Origin of the sequence: Streptomyces cahuitamycinicus, from assembly GCF_002891435.1 — a bacterium.
Classification (GTDB): Bacteria; Actinomycetota; Actinomycetes; order Streptomycetales; family Streptomycetaceae; genus Streptomyces; species Streptomyces cahuitamycinicus.
Genome location: NZ_POUC01000408.1, coordinates 1 through 7,178 on the forward strand (window position 1 = coordinate 1; position 7,178 = coordinate 7,178).

Genomic DNA, 7,178 nt, shown 5'->3' on the forward strand with positions numbered 1-7,178 from the left:
ACCCCCGAGCCCACTCGCCGCCGCCCGGCCTGGCTCGTCCCCGTCGCCGTGGTCGCCGTGCCCGCGCTCCTGGCCGGACTCGTCGTCGCCCTGGCACACCCCGAGCCCGCCGGCGGCGAGACGGTCGCCGTCTCCGCCCAGGACTGCGGTCGGGGCTTCACCGCGCCCGAGCCGGGGCGGCGGACCTTCCGGATGCGTAACACCGGGGACCAGACGTCCGAGGTGTACCTGATCGACCCGTCCTCGAACGCGGTCTACGGCGAGATCGAGGGCCTGGCCCCCGGCACCACCCGGGACCTGGTCGCCACCGTGGCGGGCGGAACGTACGCCTGGCGCTGTGTGCCGGGCGACGGCAAGGCCGTCACCTCGAAGGCGGTCCGGGTGGGCGGCGCCGCCGGTGCCCACGCCGTCGTCCCCGTCTCCGAGCGGGATCTCGCAGCTCCGCTCACGGCGTACCGGGCGTACGCGGACCGGGGGCTGGCGACGCTCGTCACTCGGACCCGGAAGCTCAGTGACGACATCCGCGCCGGGCACCTGGACACCGCCCGCACCGACTGGCTGACGGCCCACCGCACCTATGCCTCCCTCGGCGCCGCCTACGGCACCTTCGAAGACTTCGAGCAGAAGATCGACGGGCGTCCCGACGGTCTGCCGGGCGGCGTGCACGACAGGGACTTCACCGGCTTCCACCGGATCGAGTACGGGTTGTGGCACGGCGAGCCGGCGGCCGGACTCAAGGGCGTGGCACAGCAGTTGGCCGACGACAGCGCCGGACTGCGCAAGGCCTTCCCGCACCAGGACTTCGACCCCTCCGACCTGCCCCTGCGCGCCCACGAGGTCCTGGAGAACACCCTCCAGTTCGAACTGACCGGCGACACCGACCAGGGCAGCGGCACCGGACTGGCCACCGCCGACGCCAACCTCGCCGGCACCCGCGAACTGCTCGCCGTACTGAGGCCGTTGCTCACCACGCGCGCCCCGCGTCTGCTGCCAGCCGCCGACGCCGACGTCGCACGACTGCAGAGGCTGCTCGACTCCGCACACCACGGGACCGGCTGGACCCCCGTCGACCGGCTCGGCCGCGTGGCGAAGGCCCGGCTCGACGGGGCGACGGGGCAGCTCCTCGAAGACCTCTCGCCGGTGCCGGACCTGCTCGAAGTCAGGAAGTCCGCGTGAGCGCGGCGAAGAAACCGCCCCGCGTGAGTGCGCGGCGAAGAAACCGCCACGGTCCCGCGTGAGCGCGCGGTGACGAAACCACCCCGCAGAAGGCTCAAGCACCCCGCAGAAGACTCCGAAGGGAACCCCCTCATGCCGTCCGCCGACACGCCGCCGCCGGGCTGCCCCGCCCACGCCGGCCGCCGCTCCTTCGTGAAGACGGCCCTGGGCGCCGGAGCAGCCGGAGCCGTCCTGGCCGGGTGCGGAATCGCACTCGCCGAGAGCGGCGGTGCGAGGGCCCGGGCGGCCGAGCAGCAGAGCGCAGCCCCGGTGTCCTTCCACGGAGCCCACCAGGCCGGGATCCTCACCCCCGCTCAAACGGCCGCCGCTTTCGTCTCCTTCGACGTCATCGCCGAGAGCCGTGCCGAACTGGCCGATCTGCTGCGAACCCTGACCGGGCGGGCCCGCTTCCTCACCTCCGGCGGCACGCCCGAGGACCTCGGCGTCGGTGCCCCGCCATCGGACAACGGCATCCTCGGCCCGGTCGTCCCGGCCGACGCGCTCACCGTGACCGTCGGCGTCGGAGCGTCCCTCTTCGACGACCGCTACGGACTCGCCGAGGCGAAGCCGCGCCGCCTCACGCCCATGCGGACCTTCCCCAACGACCACCTGAACCCCGCCGAGTGCCACGGCGACCTGTCCCTGCAGATCTGCGCGGCCCGCCAGGACACCGTGCTGCACGCGCTGCGCGACATCGCCAAGCACACCCGGGGCGCGATGCAGATCCGGTGGCGTGTCGACGGCTTCCAGAACGTGCCGCGGCCCAGCGGCACCCAGCGCAACCTGCTGGGCTTCAAGGACGGCATCGTCAACCCGGACGTCGCGTCGGCCCGCGAGATGGACCACCTGGTGTGGGTCGGCGAGGGACAGGGCGAGCCCTCCTGGGCGGCCGGCGGCAGCTACCAGGTCGTCCGGATCATCCGGATGCTCGTGGAGTTCTGGGACCGGGTCTCGCTGACCGAGCAGGAGCAGATGTTCGGTCGCCGCAAGGACACCGGTGCCCCGCTGGACGGCGCCCGGGAGACCGACAGCCCGAACTACGCCAAGGACCCGCACGGCAGGGCGATCCCGCTCGACGCGCACATCCGGCTCGCCAACCCGCGCACCGCGAAGACCGGCGACTCCCGGATTCTGCGCCGGGGCTACAACTACGACAGGGGCGTCGACAACGTCGGCGACCTCGACATGGGCCTGGTCTTCTGCTGCTACCAGCAGGACGTGCGCCGCCAGTTCGAGGCCACACAGGCCCGACTGATCGACGAACCCCTCGTCGACTACATCTCCCCGACCGGCGGCGGCTACTTCTTCGCCCTGCCGGGCGTTCGGGACTCCTCCGACTGGCTCGGCAGAGGGCTGTTCCCGGCCTGACACCTCGGCACGGCCCCAAGTCCCCTCTGTGTCAGAAGTGTTGACCACGCACTAAAAGCGTTTTAGCTTCCCTTCACCGTACATGCCGACGTGAGGGGGAACCGTGGCAACTGGCTTACGGGAACGAGCAGGTGCGAAGGAGGTGAGTCCCAGCAGTCACCCCTCCGGAAGGGCGCAGCGGCAGCGTAAAGGTTTTCAGAGACGCAGGGGCGGCACACTGTTCCTGCTCATGCTCCCCGGCGTCGCCTACTTCCTGCTGTTCCACTACGGCGCACTCGTCGGCAACGTCATCGCGTTCAAGGAGTACGTGCCGTTCGACGGCCTGTGGGGCAGCCCCTGGACGGGGCCCGGCAACTTCCGGCGCATGTTCGAGGACGAGGCCTTCTGGGACGCCGTCCTCAACACCCTCTGGATCGCCGTCCTCCAACTGGTCTTCTACTTCCCGGTGCCGCTCGGCCTCGCCCTGCTGCTGCACACCCTCACCTGGAGCTCGGTGCGCCGGTTCGTGCAGTCGGTGGCGTACCTGCCGCACTTCATCTCGTGGGTGATCGTCGTCGCGCTGTTCCAGCAGGTGCTCGGCGACACCGGCCTGCTCAACAGCGGCCTCAGCGGCGCCGGTCTGCACACCGTCGACATCATCGGCGACCCCGACGCATTCAAGCCGCTCGTCGTCGCCCAGGTCATCTGGAAGGACGCCGGCTGGGGCACGATCATCTTCCTCGCCGCCCTCGCCCAGGTCGACGAGCAGCAGTACGAGGCCGCCGCCATCGACGGGGCCGGACCCTGGCGCCGCTTCTGGCACGTCACCCTGCCCGCCATCCGCCCGGTGATCGTGCTGCTGCTCATCATGCGGCTCGGCGAGATCCTCTCCGTCGGCTTCGAGCAGATGCTGCTGCAACGCGACGCGGTCGGACCGGAGACCGCCGAGGTCATCGACACCTTCGTGTACTACCAGGGCATCGTCGGCGGCGACTACGGATTCGCGGCCGCGGCGGGCCTGTTCAAGGGCGTCGTCGGCGCCCTCCTCGTCTACGCGGCCAACAAGGTCGCCCACCGCCTCGGCGAACAGGGGGTCTACAGGTGAGCGCGTCCGCCCGGCCCGGCTGGATGGAGAAGCCGCGGCCCCTCACCCAGGCCGCCAAGGCCCTCGCCCTGACCACGGTCGTACTGCTGGTGTGCGTGCCGTTCCTGGTGATCGTCTCGACGTCCCTGGCGTCCACCCGGGAGGTCGTCGACAACGGCGGCTGGGTGCTGTGGCCAAGCGAGCCCACGCTCGACGCCTACCGCGACATCTTCGACGGCGGCATCGTCACCCACGCCCTCGGCGTCAGCGCGGGCGTGACGATCGTCGGCACGCTGCTCAGCCTCGCCTGCACGGTGACCCTGGCCTACGCGCTGTCCCGCCCGGGCGTCTTCGGAGGCAAGCCCGTGCTGCTGCTGGTGCTGTTCACGTTCCTCTTCCCGCCCGGCATGATCCCGAGCTTCCTGCTCGTCAAGGAACTCGGCCTGCTCGACTCGTACGCCTCGCTCGTCCTGCCCGTCCTGGTCAACGTGTTCAACCTGGTCGTCCTGCGCGGCTTCTTCCAGTCGGTCCCCGAGGAGCTGTACGAGGCGGCCCGGCTGGACGGGGCGGGGGACTGGCGGGTGCTGGTGTCGGTGGTGCTGCCGCTGTCCAAGGCCGCGCTCGCCGTCGTCGGCCTGTTCTACGCCGTCGCCTACTGGAACTCCTGGTTCTACGCCTCGCTGTACCTGGAGAGCGACCACTGGCCGCTCCAGCAGGTGCTGCGCACCTATGTGGTGTCCGGAGCCGGCCTCACCGACGCGACCACCGGCGAGGCCACCGTCACCGCTCGCAGACCGTGCAGATGGCGGTGCTCGTGATCGCCACCGTGCCGATCCTGCTCGTCTACCCGTTCCTCCAGAAGTACTTCACCAAGGGCGTGCTCACCGGCGCCATCAAGAGCTGACCCAAGCCGACACGAGGTGATTCACCCATGCCCAGCATGTCCCGACGCACCCTTCTGCGTACCGTGGCCGCCGGTGGTGCCGCCGTCTCCGTCCCCGGCCTGCTGACCGCCTGCTCGTCCTCGGACTCCGGGGACGGCGGTGTCTCCAACGCGGGCAAGAAGCTCGCCCCCTGGCCCGCCTACCGGCCCGCCGCCGGGCCCAAGCCCGACCTGGCCCCCACCGACGCCGGTGTCCAGGCCGGGTACACCTCCTACCCGTCCGAACTGGTGAAGTCCGTCTCCCGCACCCCGGGCGACGGCTCCACCGTGCGCGTCATGACCGTGTCGTTCGGTACGCCGCCCAAACCCGCCTCCTCGAACCGGTTCTGGACGGCCGTCGAGAAGGCCCTCGGCGTGAAGATCGAGTACACGATCATCTCCCAGGCCGACTACCAGAAGAAGATGGCCACGGTGATGGCGGGAGACGCCGACGCCCTGCCCGACATCATCAACATGTTCGCCGGCTTCACCCTGCCGAGGGAGGCGCAGTTCGTGCAGCGCCGCGCCGAGGACCTCACGCCGTACCTGTCGGGTGACGCGGTCACCGACTACCCCAACCTCGCCAACGTCCCCACCCATGCCTGGCGCGACATGGGCCGCATCGGCGGGCGCATCTACGGAGTCCCGCTCGAACGCCCGCTGCCCGGCTCGACCCTGTGGCTCAACCAGGACATGTTCGCCGACTCGGGCATGAAGGCGGGCTGGAGCGCCGAGGACTTCACCGCCGTGGCCCGACAGGGCACCCGCGGCCGGACGTACATGCTCGGCGCCGCCAACGGCTCCCTGTTCGGCAACGCCTACCACTCCGCCGCCCACAACGCGCCCCAGCGCTGGGCCGTCACCAAGGACGGCACCTTCCTGACGGCAGCGGCCGACGAGCGCTACAAGGCGTCCATCGCCTTCCAGGCACAGCTGCGCAGGAACGGCTCCTACCACCCCGACGCCACGTCCATCTCCCAGATCGACCTGACGACCCTCTACTACAACGGCACCGTCGGCTCCATGCAGGACGGGTTCGGCGCCTACCTGCCCAAGTATCGAGAGTCCAAGGGCAAGATGAGCCCGGCAGCCGCCCTCCCGTACAGCGTCGGCGGCGAGAGAGGCGGAATCGTCGCCGCCCGCCGCTCCTTCGGGTACACCGTCCTGAAGCAGGCGAAGAAGGAGCGCATCGAACTGCTGCTGCGCATCCTGGACTACCTCGCCGCGCCCTTCGGCAGCCAGGAGTGGGAACTCGTCCATTACGGCGTCGAGGGTGTCCACTTCACCCGCGGCAAGGACGGCTCGCCCGAGTTCACCAAGCTCGGCGAGGTCGAGAACAACACCAACCTGCCGCTGAAGTACCTCGCCGAAGGCCCCCAGGTGCTCTTCGTGCCCGGCATGCCCGACGCCGTGCGCGCCCTGCACGCCTGGCAGCGGAAGGTCGTACCGCACGCCATCCGCGACGCCTCCTTCGGGCTCCAGTCCGCGACGAACAACTCCCAGGGCGCCACCCTGAAGACGTTCCTCGACGACACGGTCACCGGGATCATCGCCGGGCGTCTGCCGTTGTCGGAGTGGGACGCGGCCGTGCGGAAGTGGCGGAGCCGGGGCGGCGACAGAATGGCCGACGAGTACGCGAAGGACTACGCGGCCAACACCTGAACAGCGGTGGACGGAAGAGGAGACGCGGGGGATGGAGAACGACATGGGGTCCAAGGGGCGCATCACGATCCGCGAGGTCGCCGAGCGGGCGGGTGTGTCGACGGCGACCGCCTCCCGCGCGCTCAGCGGCAACCATCCCGTGCCCGCCGCGACCCGGGCCCGGGTCCTGCGCGCCGCCCGCGCCCTCGACTACGTCGCCAACGCGCACGCCCGCGCCCTGGTCGGCGGCGGCCGCAAGATGGCCGCCGTCGTGGTCCGCCAGGTCACCAGCCCCTTCTACGCCCAGGTCGCCGAGGGGGTGGAGGCCGAGGCCGCCGACCGCGGCTGGCTCTGCGTGGTCGGCGCCACCGGCGGCGACGCACAGCGCGAGATGGAGTTCGTGCAGCTCATGCGGGAGGAGGGCGCCCGGCTGGTGATCCTGGTCGGCGGGGTCGTCGAGGACGACGCCTACCGCGAGCGCGTCGCCCACTACGCCCACGCCCTCGACTCCTCCGGAGCCCGGCTCGTGCTCTGCGGCCGGCCCGCGCCCGGCCCCGAGATCCCCGCGCTGGTCGTGGAGTTCGACAACGAGGCCGGAGCCCGCGCCGTCACCGGCCACCTGCTCTCGGCCGGGCACCGCGGGATCGTCTTCCTCGGCGGCCTGCCCGGCAACACCGCCCTCGATGCCCGCGTCACCGGCTACCGGGCCGCCCTCGCCGAGCACGGGCTGCCATCTCAGACCGCGCATGTCGTCGACTGCGGACTCGGCCGCGCCGCCGGACACCGGGCGATGGCCGAACTCCTGAAGAGCACGCGGGAGTTCACCGCGGTCTTCGCCGGGGACGACATGGTCGCCGCCGGTGCCCTGCGCGCCATCGCCGAGGCCGGACTGAGCGTCCCCGGTGACATCTCCGTCGTCGGCTACAACGACATCCCGCTCGCCGAGGACTTCAACCCGCCCCTCACCAC

At 70.9% G+C, this 7,178-nt stretch carries 5 protein-coding genes and 1 pseudogene; all 6 read left to right on the top strand.

What is annotated here, in order from left to right; translation table 11 throughout:
• Positions 1-1,176, top strand: a 1,176-nt coding sequence (locus C1J00_RS34850; RefSeq protein ID WP_146046311.1) for an EfeM/EfeO family lipoprotein, incomplete at its 5' end; no start/stop codon positions are given.
• A gap of 132 nt (positions 1,177-1,308) precedes the next feature.
• Positions 1,309-2,583 (top strand): iron uptake transporter deferrochelatase/peroxidase subunit, encoded by a 1,275-nt coding sequence (gene efeB / locus C1J00_RS34855; protein ID WP_102912951.1) that lies wholly within the window; start codon positions 1,309-1,311, stop codon positions 2,581-2,583.
• Positions 2,584-2,812: 229 nt separating this feature from the next.
• Complete coding sequence (locus C1J00_RS34860; protein ID WP_102912952.1) at positions 2,813-3,667, top strand: ABC transporter permease; 855 nt, start codon at positions 2,813-2,815, stop codon at positions 3,665-3,667.
• Positions 3,664-4,550 (top strand): annotated as a pseudogene (locus C1J00_RS34865) (carbohydrate ABC transporter permease). Before C1J00_RS34860 ends, C1J00_RS34865 begins: the two are co-directional and overlap by 4 nt.
• A 27-nt stretch (positions 4,551-4,577) precedes the next feature.
• Entirely contained in the window at positions 4,578-6,230 is a 1,653-nt protein-coding gene (locus tag C1J00_RS34870) for an extracellular solute-binding protein (RefSeq protein ID WP_102912953.1), read from the top strand.
• Between the two features lie 31 nt (positions 6,231-6,261).
• Positions 6,262-7,178: LacI family DNA-binding transcriptional regulator (locus tag C1J00_RS34875; protein ID WP_439333461.1), on the top strand; the 917-nt coding region annotated here is incomplete at its 3' end.

Excerpts from the sequence above, each read along its gene's own strand:
- efeB (WP_102912951.1), top strand. The coding sequence starts at position 1,309 with ATGCCGTCCGCCGACACGCCGCCGCCGGGCTGCCCCGCCCACGCCGGC.
- C1J00_RS34860 (WP_102912952.1), top strand. The coding sequence starts at position 2,813 with ATGCTCCCCGGCGTCGCCTACTTCCTGCTGTTCCACTACGGCGCACTC.
- C1J00_RS34870 (WP_102912953.1), top strand. The coding sequence starts at position 4,578 with ATGCCCAGCATGTCCCGACGCACCCTTCTGCGTACCGTGGCCGCCGGT.